Raw genomic sequence first — 21,664 nt, 5'->3', positions numbered from 1 at the left:
AAAAATATATGCTTGATACTTTGACCTTAAACATTAATCAATTATTCAAGCGGTAAATTAAAATGGATATTCATTCATACATAGCGTCCGGTATTTTAGAAAGCTACGTGCTTGGCTCGGCTACTCCGCAGGAGACAGTCGACGTAGAGCAAATGGCTGTAAAATATCCTGAAGTAAAGGCGGAACTTCGAGCCATCGAAGACGCCCTTGAAAGCTATGCCTTTGATCATGCTGAAGAACCTCCGGTTCATTTAAAAAATCAAATCTGGAATACACTTGTTGCTGACACAATTAACACAGACACTGCGGTAAAAGAAACAAAATTCATAGATTTCAATAATGGGCAAGAGGTAGAACCAATGCTTGTAAAACCAAGCGGATTTTTTAGTAGCTATATCAGAATTGCGGCCTCCTTAGCGTTGTTAGGTAGTGTTTTAGCGAATATTTACGTATTGACACGCTGGAATTCAAGTAAAGAGAATTTAACAGCAGCCATCAACGAAAATATTCAGTTGCAGAAACAAGTTAAGAATAATGAAGGTATGATGAAACCAAGTGAGGTGAATTTTTTAATGAGTCCAGCAGTGAAGACATTCAAACTGATGGGACAAAAAGTATCGCCGAACTCAACAGTTATGCTTGCGTTAGATACAAAAACCAATACAGTGTATCTTGTTCGTCCGAATCTGCCTGCTCCTCCTGCAGGAATGCAGTATCAGCTATGGGCCATTGTAGATGATAAACCTCTGGATGCTGGCGTATTTGATATTATCAATAATACTCAGCAATTGAAAAAAGTACCTCTGCCAAAAGCCTTTGCCGTAACGCTCGAGAAGAAAGGCGGAAGTGCCACTCCAACATCAGATATATTTGTGTTAGGTATATAAAGCTTTACCCTTTTAAAAACCTACATATCCTAAAAAAAGCCAGACCAAAGTCTGGCTTTTTTTGGTTTTTATTCGAGTTAATGTTTTAAAAGTTTAGCTTTCTAGAAAAAACGATAAAAATCCAACCAATAAATAAGTTATTTATTTAATTTACTCTTAGTTTCTTAAATTTGAATAATCTAAGGCGCTTGCTGTGTAATAAGCCTTGGAGAACTACCTCAGCCACTCGGTCAAACTAATTTTTGAAATATTATAGATATGCTAGTTCTAAATAAACTCTTGAAATACTTTACAATTATTTCTATGCTTTGTCTAAAAACTTATCATGCCTTTTCACAATGCACACAAAAATACTCTTGGGCTTCTTGGAGTAATTTTAGTGGCAACAGTGCTACCGGCACTATTCTGGTTGATGGCAAAACAGTGAAAGTTACCATGTCGGCAAATTATACTTTTACTTTCACAAGTGTTATCTATGGTTTTACTGAATTTAGTCGTTTTGCAGGATACAGTTTCATTCCTAATTCTACTACTCCAAGAACCAATTGGGCTGCCGGAACCGGCGGAAAAACAACGATGTGTTTTTCAGAACCTGTTACAAACCCAGTGCTTCTAATATCATCACTCGGAGGAATTTTAAATAATACAAAAGTTATTCTTAGTTTTTCTGACCCTTATTCCACCCTCTATGATGGTGGAGGGATGACATATTTAAGTAACACATCCATTTCGGGATATGAAGGCTATGCTATATTGCTATTTCCTGGCACTTTCACCTGTTTAACTATCTATTCTAATACCCCGGAAGAGTATACCAATATTAATTGGGGGCTCCAACCGCCTATTTTTCCCGTAACGATTTCAGGTGACACAAAAGGCTGTGAGCAAGTGACGTTAACTGCTTCAGGAGGGGTTAAATATGATTGGAATGGAGGAAAAAATCCAACCAGTGCTACAAATACTTTTGAAAAAAGCGGAGCCTACACCGTTACAGCAACTGATAGAAATGGTTGTAAATCAATAGCGCTCAAAAGTATTAAAATAGGGTATAAAACAACAATGTCTGAAGATAAAACCATTTGTAAAGGTGAGTCTTATCAGGGTCATCAGACAACTGGCAAATACACCGATACATGGAAAACGCCCGAAGGTTGTGACAGTATAAGAGTGGTAAATCTAACTGTTACACAACTACCTCAAGTTAAGTTAACCACAAATAAACAAATGTGCCTACAGGAGCCGGTTGATATTTATTCTCAATTAACACCAAACAACGTTTCGGTTAACTATAAATGGTCCACCGGAGAATTCACTCCTAATATTTCAGTACAAAAACCTGGGAATTATAAGTTAATTATAGAGAATGGTACGTGCTCGACTAGTACTTCTATTACGGTTGTAAGTATAAAACCTCCTGCTATAAAGCCTGACGAAATTGTTTGCTTAAATAGTTCATCACTGGTTTTACAATCAGGAACAGTTGATAGCGGCTTAAAATATCATTGGACTCCGAATAATTCGGATAATTCAACATTAACAGTTAATCAGACAGGTACCTATAAAATAACTGCTACTTCTGTGGAAGGCTGTTCTGCTTCCAGAACAATTACAGTGCTTGAGGCGTGCAATGAAGAAATCTTTGCACCGGATATTTTCACACCTAATAACGATAATATTAATGACACATTTAAAGTATTTATCACTAATGCTAAACTATTAAGTTTAGATATTTATAACCGTTGGGGTAATATCATTTACTCTGACACAAGTACAGACCCACAATGGAACGGGAAATATATTGGCGAAAAATGCCCTACCGGATTATATGTATATATCCTCAAGTATCAGAATATTATAACCAATAAAATATCAGAATATACTGGCACTATTTTATTGCAAAACAATTAAGCTCTTGTCCTTTTGAGGTATACCTAATTGATCTTCCTACTTATAATAAATTACCAACTTAGGATATAACTGCGGGTCTTCGCTTTTAGAGGAAGCAAAAATTAATCTTCTGTAAGGAGTTTCGTTCGAAAGTTTTAATATAAAACCAAAACTATTGCTTTTATTGTTGAAATAGTTTTGCACTAAAGGAGTGATATCAATTTTATAAGTGGCATAATCTTCTGTTGAAGAAGAAAGCGCTACTTTAACTCCAGAATCAAATGCTGGCTGTGTATTCCATGTAACTGTATTCTGATTCCAATTACCCGTAATTCTATAAATCTCCAGTTCGTTAGGTGGTTGGTTAGCTCCAATAGGCGTGCTTGGGTGACCATATAGATATAATTCGGCTCGTTTTATCTGCGTACCTTGCGGTGTTGCGGTTAGATCGAAGTCTAGTAAAGTACGAGTAATATTTGGCGACCCATTATTGGTTTGTGCAACTCCGCCAATGTCTAGAATACTACTACTTCTATTTTCATTGGGTATATATGAACTGATAGTAGCCTCTTTGCTAAAGGTCTTATTGGGTTGTAATTGTAAGCAATTGACACAAATGGAGTTTGATACTGTTTTGGCTATCGCATAAGGCACGCACATTGGTGCCTTACAAACTGAGTCAATCCAAAGATTTGTTCTAGTCATTAGCTCTGGTTTTAAGGCTTTATCCAGAGTTAATTTCTGACCGTTAGTTGGCAAGTCAAAAGCTAGAACACGACTATAACTGAGAAGCACGATAGCTAAAGATAAACAATAGCTGTTTTTTTTGAATAGAAGAAGATTTAAAGTTTTCATTGTATTACTTTATATAAATCACTCCGCAAATAATATCTAATAAGAAAATATCTCTTACTTAATTCTGATTTTCAAAAACTGCGCCAATTACTAAAATTTCACAACCAACCCTATAAATAAATTTTACATTGCAATCGTTTTTCACTTATAATAAAAGAAAAAGGCATCTGTTAATAGATGCCTTTTAAGAGAATAAAAATATTTTTCACGAAATCTATGTGATAGCATCGTTGATTTAGGGTCTATAATTAACCACTAATTTTGGTCTTAGCTGTGCATTAGAAACTTTAGAAGATGCAAAAATTAACATTTTGTTTGGAGACTCACTGAATAGTTTTAGCATCAATCCGAAACTATTACTTTTATCATTTACATAATTCTGAATCAGGTTAGTAACATCAACTACATAGTTCGAATAATCACCTCCAGCCGATGACGGAAGAGTGGCAAATGCTGTATAATCAAAAGATGGCTGGGTGTTCCAAGTAACTGTATTCTGTTGCCAATTACTTGTAATTCTATAAATACCTAAATCATTAGGTGCAATATTTGGCCCTATTGTAGTATTTGGATTTCCAAATAAGTATAATGTTGCATTATCTATGATCGTTCCTTGGGGAATAGAAGACAAGTCGAAATCCAATAAAGTTCGGGTTGTATTATAATTTATTTGAGTTACACCTCCAATATCTAATATATTCGCACTTCTATTTTCGTTAGGTATAATCGAGCTTATTGTGGATTCTTTACTTGAGCTTGAATTAGGTTGTAAAGTCAATATTCCTGGACAATCGACCGTGCAGTTCGGACAAGCTACTCGTGTTTTCACAAAATTCCCATCGTTATCAACTGTCATTCTCCAACAATAATTATTTGGCGATTTAAGTATAATCCCTTTTGTGAAATCTTTAACATACACATCTCCATTATCTAATTGAACATTTCCCTCTCCGATATTCAATTTTGCCTCAGGTGTTAGTGTAGCTACCCCGACATTTCCATTATGGTCGATACGCATTCTCTCGTTAGCACCATAAAAACCATATCCAGTTGTAAACTTGATTATCCCTTTAGTAGAACCTTCATTAGGAGAATCAGCTCTTAAAATTAATCCATTACTACCTCCTCTCGCCTGTACAGTACTAAAATTTGCATACATTTCTTGTAAAGGAGTTCCTTGTCCATATTGAGCTCCTAAATATCCTATTTCTAAATATCCATCATTCGCAAGACTGAATCTCTGGCTCACCGTTCCGGCTGAATTGGTATTTTTAAATTCTGCATAAATACGTGAATCTGGTGTGTCGCCACCAGTTGTATTATCCTCAATGTATATTTTATTAAGAACTTTGTCAGTATTGAGACTTATCTTCTTTGTAGCAATATGAGTCCCTCCTGAAGGTAAAGGGCTAATTGTATAAGGTATCTGAGCAAAACTCAGGGAAGAAATAAACAACAGCGTTAATAATGAGAAAATGTTTTTCATAAAAAATTAATTATAAGTTAAAAATAGTCACTAAAAAAAATGTATAAGCATATCCTGAAATGAATCCAGTTTATCAAAATCTGTTCTAACCTGATATTCAAAATTATTGTCTTCAAAAGGTTTTAAAAAAGTCCCTATAGAAGATTTCTGTTTAGGTATTTTATGATGATATTCCATAATAATCTGGTCGACTTTCCCCTTATTTAATAGATTCTTCTCTACTAAATCTTTAATAATTAGGTTTTCTGCCCCTTCAACATCAATTTTCATCAAATCTACTTTCTGCGTAATAAAATCCGACAATCTCTTGGTTTGCACTTCTATTTTTGTTCCCACTACTCTATCTTCCAAAATACTTCCCATTAAATTCTGGCTATCGCTCTCATAAAAAGAAATTGTTCCCTCTTCATCAGATAAAGCCAGATTATAGCAGTATACATTCGATAAATTATTATTCTTAACATTCTGCTGTAGAAATTCAAATGTTTTAGTTTGCGGCTCAAAAGCATAAATAGTAGCTTCAGGGTAAAGCCATTTAAAGAAAATAGTAGCCATTCCAATATTAGCCCCACAATCAAAAATTATCGGCTTTTGCGTTTTAGCCGTAAATTTATATTCAAACCCAACGAAAACCTCTTTAATTAAATAATCTAAAAGTCGATAGTTATAATTGACAATTTCAAAGCCAAATACTTTTACTTTAGCTGGAGTCTGCTTCTTAGCAACTATTTTTAAAAAGGTTAACTTAGTAAGTACAAAAATAAGGTGTAATTTTTGAGAGGCTGATAAAGGTAATTGCAATGTCTTTAATATCGCTCTCCACAATTCAAAAAAAATATTCATCTATTTGCCAGATATTTAATTATCAAAAACGTATTTCGCAAGTTCAGCTCTGCAAGCTTGCTTTTAAAATATATACTCAAAGTTTTCAGACCCAATGTTTTATTACTTGTACATACTTTTATCCAGCGATGGGCCAAAATATAATATAAGGCTTTGGGGTCGAATCTTTTATTAATTTTATTCTGATTGTCAATGTGTTGAAGCCAATCAGCAGTTTGTTGTAAAAACTCAAGACTTTCTGCTTTTTTGAAAGCAATACTATAATGTAAATTTACATCCTCCTCACTTGGCAGAATTCCTAAATTCTCTAATTGAATCCTGTGATTAAGCTTTACAGCCTTTTCTGACTTCTGCTGCTGTACCGAACTGATATTAGTTGAATGAATCCGATAATCTACCAAGGTTTTGGGTAGTATTGCTACCGGATGCTTTGCTGCTATTCTTACCCAAAGTTCATAATCTTCTGTCGGAGGAAATTCCGGTCGATAGTGTATTTCAGGCAAATGGCTTTTTCTCAACATCACACTTGATTGCACAAAGTAATTAACAAAGAGCAACAAAGCTGATAAATATTCATTAGGAATATACGACTTGATAAAATTACCTGTCGGTTCTCCATCCGAATTAATTAACCTCGCCCAACTTGCTATCATAGCATGATCAGGATGCTCTACAAGAAATTTGTATTCTTCTTCAAGCCTAGTCGGGTAAGCAATATCGTCAGCATCAAGCCAGGCAATATACTCTCCCTTAACCTCGCTTAGCAAGCGGTTTCTTGAAAAAGAAAGCCCACTATTCTGCTCGTTTTCTATGTACCTTATCCGCGAATCTGACAAAGAAAGAATAATTTCTTTGCTTGAATCATTGGAAGCATCATTTAAAACAACTAACTCAAAATCTTTAAAAGTCTGATTTAAAATACTATTAATCGCTTCTTTGACATACCTCTCTGCATTATAGACAGGCATTAAAACTGAAACAAGAGGCATATCTCAATGGTTAAATCAAACAATCCTTTCTCTACTTTACTCATTTCAATCTCAACAACAAACTAACCCTTTACCTTTTCTTCTGTATTCTTTTTTCTAAATTCCATCACTAAACCTCCTACAATCAACAACACAAAAGCAATAGATGAGAAAAGGTCAATTTTTGTTCCTACTATTACCGATTTTGGTTCAAATTTAAACTCAATCTTATGTTTCCCTGCCGGAACCACCATAGCACGCAATACATAATTGGCTCTGAAATGAGGAGTTTCCTGACCATCTACATAAGATTTCCAGTCTTCATTGCCTCTATAATATACTTCTGAGAAAACTGCCACCTGATTTGAAGCCGAGTTTGACTCGTAAGTCAAGGCATTAGGCTTGTACTCAGTCAGTTTAATTGTAGCCGTCGTATCCTGTTTTAAAGATTTTCCATTCAGATAACTATTATATCTCTGGTCAACAAAAGCCACTGTGCGTGGATTAAAGTTATTGACTGATTTAATTTCTTCATCTGCATTTTTCACCACTTTTATTTCATTCACAAACCATGCATTGCCTAAAGCTTCAGGATTCCTTTGTGCCATTGGTTCGCCGTTTTGGCTTGGAGTAATGAAATATTTCGTATTCAACATATTCAGGATTGGCATATTCAATTTGCCATCTTTTATCATGGCGTTTTCATACAACTCCTGCATACGTTTCAGTTTTGCTCCATGATACCCACCGACCGATTTATGAAAATAAGAGATTTTTGCATCCGACCAGAAACTCTGATCTGTTGCTAAATCAATCACTCTGAAATCAGGGTCTTTATCTTGTAAAATCTGCTCGTCAGCGGCTGATGGTGTATATGACTGGCTTACAATCGCCGACTTAGGCTTGAAATCAGAATTATTTACATAGCGTTTATCAACCAGAATCAAATCCAGAATGGTTAGTGCTCCTACTGCAATTATAAATATATTGGTTTTAATTTTTTGCGTAGAAAATGCCCAGATTAATCCGGCCGCAGCAGCTAATAAAAATAACGAGCGGAAAATATCACCCATTACGGTTGACTGACGGTCAGAAATGATAGACGCTAATAATGAGTTAGCGAATTCTTGTCCATTAGCCTGGGCTATACTTTTTACAAAACCCTCATCATTTGGCGAACGGTAATCAATAATAAAATATCCGATAGCGATCAATCCCAGTATACCTCCCAAAGCATATATCAAAGGCTTTTTCAAATCTTTGAAACTCAAGTTATTGTCTACAATCTGCTTGATACCCAACATTGCCCCTAAAACCAGACAAAGGTGCAATAATGTCAGAATCATTTTACTATCTCTGAACTTATTAAAATAAGGGAAGTAGTCGAACATAAAGTAGTTGAATCCACTAAAATAACTTCCCCATGCGATAAACAAGTAAATAACAGAAGTAGCCAGTAAGACATATTTAAGTCCATCTTTTACTATGAACATCGATAACAGGAAGAAAAACAAAACAAGGATTCCGGAATAAAAAGCTCCTGATGTATAACCTTGCGGGCCAAAATATAGTGGTAAATTAGAGCTAAAATTAAGTGCTGTACCAGCATCTACTCCTTTACCAACCATCATTTTATAGGTTTCTGAGTTAGTGCCCAGATTACCGTTAGAAGAACCTCCTACAAAATTGGGTGCTAAAAAAGTAAATGTTTCCAGTTTACTGAAAGCATAATTCTGCCCGAATGCATAATCTCTGTCTAAACCATCAGACGAACGATTGATATTACCTAAAGTTAATTCTGATTTTCCACGAGTAGTTTCTTTGGTATAAACGAGCGTATTCCACAAATACATGCCACGAGTCCCAACGCCAATAGTCAGACACACCAAAACAATGGCATAAGCCTTTAACAGACTTGAGAAGTTTCCTTTTTTGACATGCAAATAACTTTCAAAAATGACGTAAAAGCCTAAAAGGAAGAATAAATAATACGTTATCTGCGGGTGATTAGCATAAATCTCCAAACCCATAAATAGGGTTGTGATCGCAATCCCCAACCAATATCTTCCTCTGAAAACAGCAATAAAACCTGCTAATAAACCCGGCGCAAAAGCTAATGCAATAATTTTTGAAATATGCCCCGCTTCCAGAAACAGAAAGGCACTTGTACCAAAAGCATAGGCAACCGAGCCAAAAAAGCTTAACCATCTGTTTACGTTCAAAACACGCATTAATACATAAAAGCCTATCATCAAGGCGATTAATACGTTAGCCGGAACTGGAAAAAGATCTAAGAAAGTAGCACCTAACCAACTCGACCAGCTATTCGGATAACCACCAACAATCATATAACTGGGCATCCCACTAAACATGGAATTTGTCCACCAGCCCCAATCACCTGTTTGTTTATGAAAATCGTTTAATTCTTTAGCGGCGGCCGAGGCCATCTGAATATCATGTAGTCCGAGGCGTTTTCCTTGCAAAAGCGGAGAAGCGTATAAAAAACTAATCACAACAAAGCCAACAATTGCAAGAATGGTAGGAATAAACTTTTTAAACATTTTTTAAAAGAATATGATGGAAATAAAATCTTCAATGAAGGTTCTCAGTACAAAGAACGCAAAGAAAAATCAAACTCGGTAAGAATAAGACCAAATTTCTTTCCGAAATTTGCAAATCTTTTATTTAAAAATCAGGCGCAATGTTCCTTTTTAATATCACTTTTAATATCGAAACTCCAATTCATCAACAATGGCTCAAATGGATGAAAGCCAATTTTATACCAGCGGTGATGCAAACCAAATTACCTTATAAATCATCAATCTTAAAATTATTAACTGAGATTGAAAATGCAGGAAGCACCTATTCTTTTCAGTTCCATTTTAAAACTATGGAGGATTTTCTGAATTTTGAATTAAATCATAAAGAGCAAATTCTAGACAGACATAATATGCTTTTCAGAGGAAAATTTGTTCAATTCAGTTCGCTTTTACAAGAGATTGAATAATATCTTTACCATACGCTTAATCGAACAATTTCATAAACTTAGAGGGCACTTCTGTCTCAAAACGCAGGTCTTCTTTAGTAATTGGGTGCTTGAATGAGAGTACCCATGCGTGTAGCCCTAATCGGTTGATCGGATTGCTGGTTGCACCATATTTGGCATCTCCAACAATCGGGTGTTTCATGTCTTTTGCATGTACACGTATCTGATTTTTGCGCCCCGTTTCCAGATTGAATTTTACCAAAGAATACTTTTTGCTTCGCCTTAAGACTTCGTAATGGGTAATGGCTTTTTGCCCTGTATCCGGATTCTGAGTTGAATAAACTATCAAAGCCTTGCTTTCAACAAGATATGAAATAATGGTACCTTCATCTTTTTCAACAGCTCCCTCGGTTATTGCCAGATAAGTGCGTTCTTCAATCGTTTCATTCCAGGACTCCTGCAAAAGTTTCTGTATTTTCTCACTCTTGGCAAATATCATTAAACCCGAAGTTTCACGGTCAAGCCTATGTACAATGAATATACGATTGCTCGGGCTTTGCTTTTTCACATAGGCACTTAGAGTGCTATAAGCATTGTTATCTTTTTGTTTCTCAGTAGCTATTGATAAAACACCTTCTTGCTTTTCAATAACAATCAGATACTGATCTTCAAAAACAACCGATAACCCTCGTTGTCTCTGCTCTTCTGGGCCTTTATTCCATTTAACCTCTACAAGTTGTCCGGCTTTGAGAATATGATTAAACTGGGTAACTGCACGGTCATCAATAAAGATATGTTTATCACGAAGCAATACTTTTACATCGTTCCGGCTTTTATTGATGTTTTTAAGCAGAAAAACCAATAGTTCTGACTCTTCCTTTACTTCAAATTTGGTTTCTGCTGGTTTATTGGTGTGCTTTTGTGTATGAGTATCTTTCTTGAAATTCCGCATATCTATTCATTCTCAAAAGTGCATTCGGTACACTTTAATTGAACAAAGATAAGAGATTAATGGGGTCTTCGAAGGATATATATCCAAATTTTAATGAATAAGCCGAAAAACTAACCGAATGCAGAAACGATTATTTACGCTCAATAGAAAGAATTTTAAATTCAGTACGACGATTTCTTTGGTGTTCGGCTTCTGTGCATTGTACCCCATCACCACAGCCATTTACAGGTTCTTTTTCACCCATCCCTACCCCACGCATCCGGGCTTTGGCTACGCCTTTTTTTGCTAAAAAGTTTACCACTTCGTTGGCTCTTAATTGCGAAAGTGCTAGGTTATCCTGTGCATTGCCTCTGGTATCTGTATGCGAACGGATTTCAATAATCATATTGGGGTTTTTCTGCATGGTATTTACCAGTTTCTCCAATTCTCTCACGGCCTCTCCCCTGATTTTATAACTTTCAGAATCGTAGTAAATATTATCCAATTGCACTATATCACCCACTTTGTAGAGTTTGGTATCAAACAAAGAACCAACATTAGCCTTTGGTGTTTTCTTCTTAAAGATATTGGCAATGCTTTTCCGCTCAGCGACTTTTTCTACCAGTTCAGAACTTCTTCCGAAGTTTTCTTTAATAGCTTCCAGAAGATAATCACAATTCAAATCGCGTTTAAACTCATAAGAACCATCCGCCCCTGTTACCATTTCCTGCACCTGATTGGTACATTGATTAATGAAACGAATCAACACACCCGCAATAGGCGTGCTATCCCGTCCGGCGGTTACAACCCCTCTGAATATGGTTGATACGCTGTTTTTATTTCCTTTCGACAGTAAAATTTCATCTGGAGCCGTTTTAGTTTCATTTGGCTTTTTCTTATTATCAACTATTACTACTTCACGCTTCAGATAAATATCCAACTTTGAAGGCTCATAGTCAGAGGCATCTTTATTTGAAAACCCTACCACTGTTTGTTGATAACCATTTTGCTTCACAATGAAATTAAACTCATTATCAGCTTCAAGACATAGTTTAATAGTACCCAAATTATTAGTAATAGCACTTTCTTTTGTTACGGACTGTCCTTTGGTTTCATATTCAAACCTGATACGGTCAAAAGGTTTTTTGCTTTCGGCATCAAAAATGTTAACCACTACTTCTCTACAGCCATACACAGCTCCCTGGCGAGTAAATTTATAAATATCATCATCATTACCTCCTCTCTTGCGATTGCTACTAATAAACCCAAACTGGCGTTCGCTATCAGTAATTATACCGAAATCGTCTTTATTAGAATTGAGTGGTGCACCTAGATTTCTTGGTTTGCCGGAAGGCATTCCTGTAGCAGTATTCATAGACATGAAAAAAATATCCAAATCACCTAAACCCGGATGTCCATCTGATGAAAAATACAGATTTCCTCTTTCATCTACAAAAGGAAACATTTCATTGCCACGGGTATTGACACTTGCTCCTAAGTTTTCAGGTTTTGTCCATTCACCATTAGTATATCTGGTCATCCAGATATCAGTACCGCCATAACCACCGGGCATATCTGAAACAAAGTACAGAATTTTATCATCAATAGTAATAGTCGGATGACCGCAAGAAAAATCATTACTATTGAAAGGTAGTTCTTTTACTTTTTTCCACTCATTATCTTCATAAAAAGCCATATAAAGTTTTAAGCGGGTAATACCTGTATTTTTCTTCTGCCCGAAAATCCCCCCGCTTGCGCTCTGACTGTTACGGGTAAAGATAATTTTTGAACCATCATGAAAAAACGTGCACGGTCCTTCGTGGTATTTTGAGTTCAGTGTCTTACTGAATTTCTGGGTAGGAATACTTGGTTCTTCTTCATAATCCAGGTCTTTACTGCCAGTCACATAATCACTGCCTTTGCGGCCTACGGTCTTACTATCATTTGAGGTTGGAGGAGTATAATAATCATTCCCTAATCTATTTGAAGAAGTAGGTATTTTTGTAGAAGATGAAGAACTTGTACCAATAGCTGATGCCCCCGATTCAGTGTTCAGCACTTTCAGGTCTTCCAGATAAAACAAATCAAGAAAAGAAGAAGCATCCCAGTTGAAGACTCTTTTGATAGTAGCATTGCCCGTGCGGCCTGAGACAAATACCAGACCTTTTTTATAATAAATAGGGCTAAAATCAGCACTACTTGAGTTAATACCTACGTATTCTACCCGATAGCTACCCGCGTTCCGCTCTAAGGCACCACGATTACTATTGAGTTTGATAAACTCTTCTCCACGCTTGTCCTGTTCCTGTAGTTCGTTGAATTTCTGCCAGTATTGATTGGCTTCGTCGTATTTTCCGTTGCTGGTCAATACCTGGGCAAAATGTCGATAAGCTTTCACATCCTCCCCTTTTAAGATAGGATTGCCACTTAAAACTTCTCTGAAAACCCTTTCTGCATTGGCAAAATCTTTTACCTGACGATAGGATAAAGCCAACCGGATTTTTGATTTCTGAATTTCTTCATCGGTAAATCCTTTCGGTTTCTTCAAAGCAGACTCATACAACTCTATTGCTTTTGCGTATGCCAAAGCATCATATTGCGCATCAGCTTTCTGGAGCGCCTTAGATGTACTTTGAGCATGAACGACAAAAGCAGAAGTAGCAAAAAAGATAAAAATTATCAGTCTTCTCAATAGCATTGCCAAGTATTACTGCTTTCTAATAAACGTAATTAAGTGCAAAAATCATGCCTTTACTCAAGGCATTTTATCAACACTTTACCTAATTTAGCACCTAAATTTAGAAACAATTCGATAATTCAATCGCTTTTTTTCTATGTTAGTGCATTATTATCAGTTTTTTAACCGATTTAACCACTTCTTTGGTTTCGTCTTCCAGTACAATAAAGTAAACACCACTCATATACGTTTTAAGAAATAAACGGTACTCTGCCTTCTCCTTGAATGATTCCTGATGCACCACATTTCCTTTTTCATTAACCATCTGTAACCTTACAGCGCTATTTGCCAGTTTGTTTAATTGAAGCGTAACCGTTTCATCTGCAGGATTCGGAAAAAGCAATACATCACTGCCTGCTGATTCTTCTACGATAAAATTGCCCAATATTTCCGGTATTTGTGACTCATTCATTATTACTGTAGTACTCGTTTTAGGGAACAACTGGCTTTGCGGAATTACCTCCCTCGTCTGGCTTGGCCCTGACCATTCTAATTTCGCAACTGCCCCGCCTGTATTCTCGTAATATTCAACCTTAATAGGCACTTTCACCCCACCAGATAACAGAAGTGAGTACGAGTGTGTAGTAGGTGATTGGTCAATCCATTTATTAATAATCAAGCGATTATCAATCCAGACCCTTATGCCATCGTCTCCTGTCATCATGATATTATATACCTGCGTAGTACGAGGCAACAAGAAGCCTTCCCAACGTGCAGAATAAGTATCGTTTGCAATGCTTGAGGCAGGCGAGCCATTTCCCCAATCAAAGTTAATGGTTTTATCTATTCTTGTAAGTTTCAGGCTTGTCAGATCTTTGTTATTATAATAACTGGCTGTTAAACCTGTACCTGCAATCGGTTCTGGTTCTACACCAAACAACTGGCTTTGCGGTATTACTTCTTTTTTCTGGCTGGCACTAGCCCATTCCAGCTTTATCATGGCATTACCCGTATTTTCATAATATTCTATGACGATTGATGCCTTTTGTCCAGCGATCAAATCCATTGTAAAGGTATTTGTCACCGACGATTGGGTCACCCATTTATTTACTTTCAACTGGTTATTAATCCAGACTTTCACACCATCATCAGAGGTGATGCTGAACGTATATTTTTCAGAGTATTTTGGCAGAATCTGTCCTTGCCAGCGTACAGAATAAGTATCGTTGCCAATCAACACATCAGGCGAACCATTACCCCAGCTGAAATCGATTTTGCTGTCTATTCTGGTTAATTTAGGTGTAGTCAGGTTAGCATTGTCATAATAAGTCGCAGCTAATCCGTTGCCACTGCCATCAGTTGGGGTGGTAGGAGTAATAGGCACCACCGTGCCAAATAACTGACTTTGTGGAATCACTTCTTTTACCTGACTGGCACTTGTCCACTCTAATTTAACTGCTGCATCTCCTCCATTCTCATAATACTCAATCTTAATAGGCACTTTTTGGCCGGCTACCAGATTTACATTAAAATTATAAGTAGTGAGTGGCTGGTCAACCCACTTATCCAATACTAACTGGTTATTGATCCACACTCTTATGCCATCATCAGCCGAAGCGCTGAGCGTGTAAATTTCAGTATATTTAGGCAATAATTCCCCAATCCATCTTGCCGAATAAGTATCCGCAGCAATATCTATGGCAGGAGACCCTGTCCCCCAGTTAAAGTCAATTTTATTATCAATCCGGGCTACTTTAGGATTTGTCAAATCCATATTATCATAATAGGTAGCTGCCAAACCGTTACCGTTGCCATTTTCTACTGGAGGGGTCGATGTATCTACTTTTTTGCTAACCGTAAACGACTGAAACATCGGACGCGCAGGGGCAAAACTATTATTGCCCGGTTGAGTGGCTGCAATAGTTACAATACCCGGCAAGCCACTTAGCGTAACAACATTGCCGACAAGCGTCGCAGGCCCGCTCAATACATAATAAGAGATTGGCAAGTTTGAGGTAGAAACTGCTTTGATACTGAAAGGTGCATCTGTATTGAGTTTATTACCAAGACCATTGAAAGTAATGGTTTGTTGAGCTGCTCCGCAATTAGGATAAATATCCTTTCTCGATACCGTTGCCAATCCTTGTGCATCCTGCACGGTTAAGGTGATTCGATACCAATAGGTAGCCCCATCACAGCCGACCGGAGAAATAACGGTTGAGGCTGTTTTTAGGTTGATGGGTGGTTCTGGGTGGTTATGGTCATTATGATATAAAGCTACTTGCCAGCTATAATTCAATTGTGTAGCAGGTGTTTCATTATCCGAAGCTGAACAGTCTAAAGTCAGATAAGTTTTACCACTTACCTGAAAAGAATTTATTTCGCTTAAAGTGCTTGAATTAATGACTGGAGGTGTATTATTAGGCGAAATCAAAACATAGGTTGAACTTTTGGCTCCTCCATTATCAGTAACCGTCAACTTTACGTTATTAGCAGTATTACCTGACGAATTGAATGTTTTCTGCGGATTAGCTAAGGTACTGGTACTACCGTCACCAAACTCCCATAGATAAGTTAAATTACCATTTTCCGGGTCGTATGACTGGTCTCCGGTAAATTGTACAGTTAAAGGCGAGGCACCGAAAGTTTTATCTGAGGAAGCAATTGCTGTCGGGAATTTATTGCCAGATTGCGTATAACTAATCCGTCTAATCTCACCTGGATATTTAACATAGAGTAAAGCATCCTGAAATGGCTGCTGACCTAAAAACACAATTGGCCCGCTTCCATCAGGGACAAAGCTTTTGACCTGCTTTGGATTAAGATTATCATCAAAGCTGATGTTTCTAATCCAGCCTGCACCATAATCAGCATGAAAGTAGGTATTTTTATATTCAGCAGGAAAGCTCGAACCTGTGTACCAGAAACCTCCGGTAGAAGCATTTCCTCCAAAAGAAGTTCCTGTTAGTAAGGCTGTACCTACATTATTTACTACGCCATTGATAAAGCCTCTGGCAGTACTGCCCGAACGCCAGTCTAATTTAGGTCTGTCGAATGTAGTCGGTTTATATGCATTATTATTATAAGCTGCTTGTACATCCATTCCTTCATATGCGGGCCAGCCAAAGTTTTGCCCTTTGGTTGTCAATACGTTTAATTCTTCTTTCGTATTCCAGCCTACATCGCCCACAAAAAATATTCCCGGATTCCCATCGTTTCTATCAGGGCTACCTGTACCCGTTTTAATAGCAAACCGATAAGGATTTCTTAGCCCTCTTGCCCATACTCTTGATTGCGCCGAACGAGGATTATTAATGTCCCAATAGGGATTTGAAGCCAGTCCATCTCCTGTATTTGGGTCTATTCTGATGATTTTTCCGCTTAAAGAATTAAGCATCTGACATCTGTATGCCCCAACGTTTTCCTGAGCGGTGATAATCCTATCATTGATAGCTGTTTGCCAATAGGTTTCAACCGCTGAGCCTTGATCGGCTGAAGCATAGCTTGCCCCATCTCCCAGACTTGCCAATAAGGTACCATCTGTACCAAAGGCAATCTGCCCTACTCCATGCGACTCATGCAGAATAGGCATTCCTGTCGATTTGGTTTCACCTAGGAGAACTCTTCTTGAATTATAATCAATCTGAGAGAAGTTTGAATTGCTTGTAGCTGTATATCGTGTGATACGCCCGATGGTTGCGTTATAATATTCATTTGTTGTGGAAATATACTGAGATGTGCCGAATTTCAACAGATGATGACGATCGACCACATACAATAAATACACATTCCCGTTTGAGATGAAATTGGGATCTAAAGCAAACCCAATTAATCCAAAATCCCTCCAGTCTCCTACTTCTTCTGAAATATCAATAAACGGCTGGCTTTTCTTCACACCGTTTTCAACGATCCATACTTTACCACCTTTTTCCCATACAAACATACGGCCGTTAGCATCGAAGGTGAATCCTGTTACCTGATTCCATCCACCTAAAAAAAGCTGGTCGTTGAAACCGGAAGGTAATTGCCCATAAATGGACTCGGATAGAAAAAGTAAGATAAAAAGGTGCAATACCTTTTTAAGGGAGTAGATTTTTTTCATAGTCAATTGTTATAGGTTCTCAATAGCGCTTACGTTGTTTACACTTCTCGCACTGTTATTGTGGGTGATGTGTCAGATTAAAGTATTTTCTTCTTTAACCTGATAAAGAAAGTGCCACCTCTCATTAGAATTGAATCGTCTTGAAAGATGGCACAGTTTACTCGAATCGGGGGTTAGCGTTTATTATCTTGCCAATGTAATATAACCTACTTTGTGTACTTTGTTACCTCCAAGTTCATAATCAATTGCGTAGAAGTATGTTCCGTCAGGTAAGCCTTCACTACCAAATCTGATACCTTGGTTCGAAGTTCCATCCCATCCATCTCCTGTCAGCACATTGTTTTTGTCTTTGAAGACTAAATGACCCCAGCGGTTAAATATATCACCTGATATAAACTTAGCTTCTTTAGGAATTGTAATCTTGAAGAAGTCGTTTTTACCGTCTTCGTTTGGTGAGAACGCTTCAGGTATAACCACATTTCCATCTGTTACTAATGGTAGTTTCAGTATAGTTGGTGAAGTTTGATTGGCCTTCACTTCCAGACCTGAATTTGACTTATCTGATACTAACTGTCCGCTACCTATGGCTTTTGCGTAAGCATAGCTTTCGTAAGGGCCTGCATGACCATTGTGATACACTCTTACAGTATAGAATACTGAGTCTACTTTGTTCAGAGGCAATTGGCTTGTGGTATCGGCTATCAACAGATTCGCATCAGCCTTACCATCGTAAAGAGGATTCAGTTTCAAGGCCGAATTCAATCCAACTGTTGGTTTACCTACTAGCTGGTAGCTTACACTGTCAGCAAATGTCTTGCTCAAGCTATCCGATACTTGTACATTAGTCAATTTAGTGCTTCCTACATTCTTCACTAAAGCCACATACGTTACATCATAACTTACCTTATCAAATTCCTCAGAATTTACAATAGCTAACGATACGCCAATGGCTGGTTCAGTCGGATTAATATCAACTTCTACTTCAATCGGTGTCGGATCATTATTATTGGTTGGATCACCATCATTGTCAGGGTCAGGATTTACACCATCTGTTGACTCTTCTTTCTTCTGACCATTTACATTCAGTTCTGCTTTGTTATAGAACTTATCTGCAGTAGCATCAGTAAAGTCGACTTTTACGTTGAAGCGTAGCGCAGATGTTTTACCTTTCTTAATGCTACTCATCGAATCAACCAACATATTTTTGTGTGCACCACGGCCCGTGAAATTCGGATTAACCACCAGACCTGAATCAGCTACTATCTTCACAGTATCATTCAGAATCTTCGCCCCATTACCGAAGGCTTTCTCTAAGTCGTCAACTACTTGTACACCTGTCACATCTGCATTACCCATGTTTTTCACATAGATTGTAAATGGTATGGTGTAAGTTTTTCCGCTTACTAATAGAGGCACGCCAGATACCTTGCTCATACCTAACAATGTTTCTTCCTTGGCAGGATCGTTGATTGTGAATTCGCTCACATTGTTGGCAGTCGTGTTATCCACCTCATTTACTTTCGTTAATTCGGCTTTATTCACAATTTTACCACCTGCTACTACTCTTGTTTTATAAGTGAATGATACACTATCACCTGCTTTCAGACTATCCAGTTTCAGATTAACCACACCATTGATATAAGTTGCATTCGCGCTGGCTGAGATAAAGCTTAGTTTATATGGCAATACGTCTCTTACTTCAATACCTGTTGCTTTCAAAGTACCTACGTTTCTTACAGATACCTTGTACTCAACTTCCTGATTCATATCTACCTTATCGGCTGATGCTGTTTTCTTCACTGCCAGATCTACGATTGGTGTTCCTGGAGTTACACCGCCGTCACAATTAGTAATCGTTACTTTAATAATTGAACCTGCTGAGTAACAACCTGCTGATGTACGTTCAAACACATAGTATGTTCCTGCTCCAACTGCTCCCGGGTTCGTAATCAATGGTGATGATGTTGAATTAGCCGTATGGAATTCGAATTGACCTCCCACTGTAGTGATGTCAGTCAGAATCGCAGTGTTCAAGTCAGCCGTGTTGAACGGACACACATTCTTGATTTCGGCAATTACAGTCGGAGCAGTTGCTGCTTTACCTACTGTTACAGTTACCTCATTCGAACGTGGACTTTCACACTTACCACTCAATGATTGACACTTAGCCCAGTATGTAGTGAACTCTTGCTGTGGCGTTACAGTCAATACCGCTCCCGTTGCACCTGTAGACCAAACTACTAAACCAGTACATCCTGTAGCTGTGATTATTGTGCTTTCACCAGGACATATCTGTTTTTTGCAGTGGATGAATGGTTTGTTAGGGCTTCCGTAAGGTATCATTACCGGCTCAGTTACTCCGCTTTCACATTCACCTACTTTACATTTAGCTGTATACTTAACTGTGCTATCTGGAATCAATGTCAATGTTTCGCCTGTCGCACCTGTCGACCAAACTACGATACCTTCGCAACCACTAGCCTTAATTGTTACCGATTCACCGTTACAAACGAAGTCAGTCAAACAAACAAGACTTGGCAAGGTTACGTTGGTTACTTTCACCTGTACCTGATTCGATAACGCACTGCTACACAAGTTAGATTCTTTACAAACCGCTGTGTAAACAGACGTTGCTGTTGGTTTCACAGTTATCGAGCTACCTGTCTGACCTGTCGACCAGATGATTACGCCTGTGCTACAACCAGTAGCCGAAAGTGTTACGTTCTCAGGTTTACAGATACTTGTTTTGTTAGCCGAAATTACCGGAGCTACGGTATTACATGTACCACAATCTGTTTTAGATGTGATGACAATGCTATTCGAAGCGCCGCTGGTTCCGCAACCATTCATACAAGTAGCCGAGTATGTTCCCGCTGTACTTACAGTCAATGTTGTTCCTGTGCTACCACCTGTCCAAACTATTGTTCCAGTACAACCGCTTGCAGTCAGAATTGCTGTTTCGTTTGCGCAAATGCTTGTTTTATTAGCTGCAATAATCGGTGCCGTTGGGGTGTTACCTTGTGTAATGGTTATTACTGTAGATGAACCGCTGGTTCCGCATGCAGTTGTACATATTGCACTATAAGTACCTGCTGTACCTACACTGATACTTGTTCCAGTTGCACCATTACTCCATTTCACCGTGCCACCACAACCTGTTGCTGTTAACGTTGCTGTTTCAGCACCACAGATACTTGTCTTGTTACTTACCACTACTGGTGCGCTTGGTGTTCCGCCTGTGGTAATTGTTACTGGAGTTGAAGCGCCACTCACACCGCAAAGGTTAGTACAAGTTGCTGTATAAGTTCCTGCTATGTTTACAGTAAGACTTGTTCCAGTGTGGCCACCTGTCCAGGTTACTGTTCCGCTACATCCTGTTGCTGTCAGAAGCGCTGTCTCATCACCACATAGGCTTGTCTTATCAGATGCCAATGTTGGAGGTGCCGGATTACCACCTATTGTGATAATTACTGCATTCGATGCGCCACTTGTTCCACAGGTCGTTGTACATGTTGCTGTATAGGTACCTGCTATGCTTACCGTGATGCTTGTTCCAGTTGAACCATTGCTCCAGGTTATTGTTCCGTTACAACCTGTCGCTGTGATTTCGGTTGTTTCGTTACCACATAGACTTGGTTTGTTCGTCGCAATTACCGGTGCAGTTGGATTACCACCTGTTGTGATGATTACCGCATTCGATGCACCACTGGTTCCACAGGCCGTTGTACAAGTTGCTGTGTACGTACCTGCTGTACTTACCGTGATGCTGCTTCCTGTCGCATTGTTGCTCCATTTCACAGTGCCACCACAACCTGTCGCTGTCAATGTTGCTGTTTCATTACCACACAAGCTTGTTTTATTACTTGCAATCGTTGGTGCATTTGGATTACCACCTGTTGTGATGATTACTGCATTAGATGCACCGCTTGTTCCACAAGCCGTTGTACAAGTTGCTATGTACGTACCTGCTGTGCTTACCGTGATGCTGCTTCCTGTCGCATTATTGCTCCATTTCACAGTTCCGCCACAACCTGTCGCTGTC

At 38.2% G+C, this 21,664-nt stretch carries 12 protein-coding genes; 3 read left to right on the top strand and 9 right to left on the bottom strand.

Annotated elements, in window-relative coordinates:
* The first annotated feature begins 62 nt into the window (after window positions 1–62).
* Both ACYVFA_RS23555 and ACYVFA_RS23550 read left to right on the top strand, forming a co-directional pair.
* Complete coding sequence (locus ACYVFA_RS23555) at window positions 63–887, top strand: anti-sigma factor (RefSeq protein ID WP_460474322.1); 825 nt, start codon at window positions 63–65, stop codon at window positions 885–887.
* A gap of 279 nt (window positions 888–1,166) precedes the next feature.
* Entirely contained in the window at window positions 1,167–2,795 is a 1,629-nt protein-coding gene (locus ACYVFA_RS23550; RefSeq protein WP_460474321.1) for a gliding motility-associated C-terminal domain-containing protein, read from the top strand.
* 36 nt (window positions 2,796–2,831) lie between these two features.
* On the opposite strand, the gene ACYVFA_RS23545 is transcribed toward ACYVFA_RS23550, so the two are convergent.
* From ACYVFA_RS23545 to ACYVFA_RS23525, 5 genes are all read right to left on the bottom strand, one after another.
* Complete coding sequence (locus ACYVFA_RS23545; protein ID WP_460474320.1) at window positions 2,832–3,479, bottom strand: DNRLRE domain-containing protein; 648 nt, start codon at window positions 3,477–3,479, stop codon at window positions 2,832–2,834.
* A 385-nt stretch (window positions 3,480–3,864) separates the two neighbouring features.
* Window positions 3,865–5,115 carry a DNRLRE domain-containing protein gene (locus ACYVFA_RS23540; protein ID WP_460474319.1) on the bottom strand — a complete coding sequence of 417 codons (1,251 nt, stop codon included), beginning with the start codon at window positions 5,113–5,115 and terminating at the stop codon, window positions 3,865–3,867.
* 30 nt (window positions 5,116–5,145) lie between these two features.
* Window positions 5,146–5,958 carry an FkbM family methyltransferase gene (locus tag ACYVFA_RS23535; protein WP_460474318.1) on the bottom strand — a complete coding sequence of 271 codons (813 nt, stop codon included), beginning with the start codon at window positions 5,956–5,958 and terminating at the stop codon, window positions 5,146–5,148.
* Window positions 5,955–6,947: a glycosyltransferase family 2 protein gene (locus ACYVFA_RS23530; RefSeq protein WP_460474317.1), complete on the bottom strand. Its 993-nt coding sequence runs from the start codon at window positions 6,945–6,947 to the stop codon at window positions 5,955–5,957. Before ACYVFA_RS23530 ends, ACYVFA_RS23535 begins: the two co-directional genes overlap by 4 nt.
* A gap of 62 nt (window positions 6,948–7,009) precedes the next feature.
* Complete coding sequence (locus ACYVFA_RS23525; protein ID WP_460474316.1) at window positions 7,010–9,487, bottom strand: YfhO family protein; 2,478 nt, start codon at window positions 9,485–9,487, stop codon at window positions 7,010–7,012.
* Between the two features lie 140 nt (window positions 9,488–9,627).
* Between ACYVFA_RS23525 and ACYVFA_RS23520 the strand changes: the two genes are divergently transcribed.
* Complete coding sequence (locus ACYVFA_RS23520) at window positions 9,628–9,933, top strand: DUF4286 family protein (protein ID WP_460474315.1); 306 nt, start codon at window positions 9,628–9,630, stop codon at window positions 9,931–9,933.
* Window positions 9,934–9,949: 16 nt separating this feature from the next.
* Here the strand turns inward: ACYVFA_RS23520 and ACYVFA_RS23515 are convergent, their stop codons facing one another.
* The 4 genes from ACYVFA_RS23515 to ACYVFA_RS23500 form a co-directional block, all read right to left on the bottom strand.
* Window positions 9,950–10,864: an RluA family pseudouridine synthase gene (locus ACYVFA_RS23515; protein ID WP_460474314.1), complete on the bottom strand. Its 915-nt coding sequence runs from the start codon at window positions 10,862–10,864 to the stop codon at window positions 9,950–9,952.
* Between the two features lie 130 nt (window positions 10,865–10,994).
* The gene (locus ACYVFA_RS23510; protein ID WP_460474313.1) at window positions 10,995–13,535 is read right to left on the bottom strand and encodes an OmpA family protein; all 2,541 of its coding nucleotides are present in this window, start codon (window positions 13,533–13,535) and stop codon (window positions 10,995–10,997) included.
* A 145-nt stretch (window positions 13,536–13,680) separates the two neighbouring features.
* Entirely contained in the window at window positions 13,681–17,622 is a 3,942-nt protein-coding gene (locus ACYVFA_RS23505; protein WP_460474312.1) for a PA14 domain-containing protein, read from the bottom strand.
* 183 nt (window positions 17,623–17,805) lie between these two features.
* Window positions 17,806–21,664, bottom strand: a 3,859-nt coding sequence (locus ACYVFA_RS23500; protein ID WP_460474311.1) for a T9SS type B sorting domain-containing protein, incomplete at its 5' end; no start/stop codon positions are given.

This window comes from Emticicia fontis (genome assembly GCF_054779675.1).
This window is presented reverse-complemented; position numbering and strand designations above follow the sequence as displayed.